Genomic DNA, 1,487 nt, shown 5'->3' on the forward strand with positions numbered 1-1,487 from the left:
GGTGGCGCGCGCGCCGAGCCCCCGCGCCACCCGACCCCCGTCGCCGCCTGCGCATCGGGCGGCTGCTGCTGGTCGTCCTGCTGCTCGTCGCGGCGGGCAAGCTCGTCGAGGTCCAGGCCATCGACGCGGGCTCGCTCGCCGCGGACGCCGCCAAGCAACGCATGACCCGGCTCGTCGTGCCCGCCGAGCGCGGCGCGATCCTCGACCGCAACGGCACCCCGCTGGCGTTCTCGGTCGAGGCGAAGGCCCTCGTCGCGAACCCGCGCCGCATCTCGGCGGACTGGTCGAAGCCGGAGGTCCGCGCGGTGCCGGGCACGCCGACGCCGGACCAGCGCAAGGCCCAGATCGCGCAGGGGATGGCCACGATCCTGCACGCCGACCCGCTCGCCCTGTTCCAGGAGCTGACGAGCGACCGGGCCTACGTCGTGCTCGCCCCGCTGGTCGACCCGACCGCGGCGCGCACCATCACCACGGAGTTCCCGGAGATCGCCTCGGAGGACCGGGAGTCGCGCCAGTACCCGGCCGGCGACGTCGGCGGGTCGGTCGTGGGCAGCGCGTCGTGGAGCCTGGACACCAGCCGGGTCCGCGGCAACGTCGGCCTCGAGAGCGCCCAGGACGCGATCCTGGCCGGGTCCGACGGCTACCGCATCGTCGACACCGCGGAGGGCAGCGACGCCGTCATCCCCGGCAGCACCCGCGCCGAGCAGCCCGCGCAGGCCGGCCGCGACGTCGTCCTGACCCTCGACGCGGACCTGCAGTACACCGTGCAGGACAAGCTCTCGGCCTACGTGGCCCACACCGGCGCCAAGGACGGTAGCGCGGTCGTGCTCGACGCGAAGACCGGCCAGATCCTCTCGCTCGCCAACAGCGCGGCCGGCGGGGCGCCCGCGCCGGGCGACGCCGCCGTGACCACCCCGTTCGAGCCGGGCTCGGTGAACAAGGTCGTCACCTTCGCCGGGGCCCTCGAGGCCGGACTGATCAGGCCCGACGACGTGCTCACGGTCCCGGGCAACATCAAGGTCGCGGACCGCACGATCAACGACGCCTGGGTGCACGGCCCCGTCCCGATGACGATGAACGGGGTCCTCGGCAAGTCCTCCAACGTCGGCACGCTGATGACCGCGCAGCGCCTCGGGCCGGACCGGTTCGCCCAGATGCTCGGCAACCTCGGCGTCGGGACGAAGACCGGGGTCGAGCTCCCCGGCGAGAGCTCCGGGTCGGTGCCGCCGCGGGCGGACTGGTCGGGCTCGACCTTCGGCAACCTGCCCATCGGGCAGGGCCTGTCGATGACGACGCTGCAGATGGCCAGCATCTACCAGGCGGTCGCCAACGGCGGGGTGCGCGTCCCGCCGCGGGTGATCTCGGCGACCGTCGGGCCGGACGGGGTCCGCACGCCCGCCCCGGCGCCGGCCGGCGTCCGGGCGATGTCCCCGCAGACCGCGCAGACACTGCGCCAGATGCTGCAGTCGGTGACCCAGGAGGCGAAG

At 74.6% G+C, this 1,487-nt stretch carries 1 protein-coding gene; it reads left to right on the forward strand.

The annotated features are described in order from the left end of the window. Nucleotides 1-1,487, forward strand: a 1,487-nt coding sequence (locus AC0CYZ_RS01300) for a peptidoglycan D,D-transpeptidase FtsI family protein (RefSeq protein ID WP_472211387.1), incomplete at both ends; no start/stop codon positions are given.

It is taken from the genome of Actinomycetospora sp. (assembly GCF_055612215.1).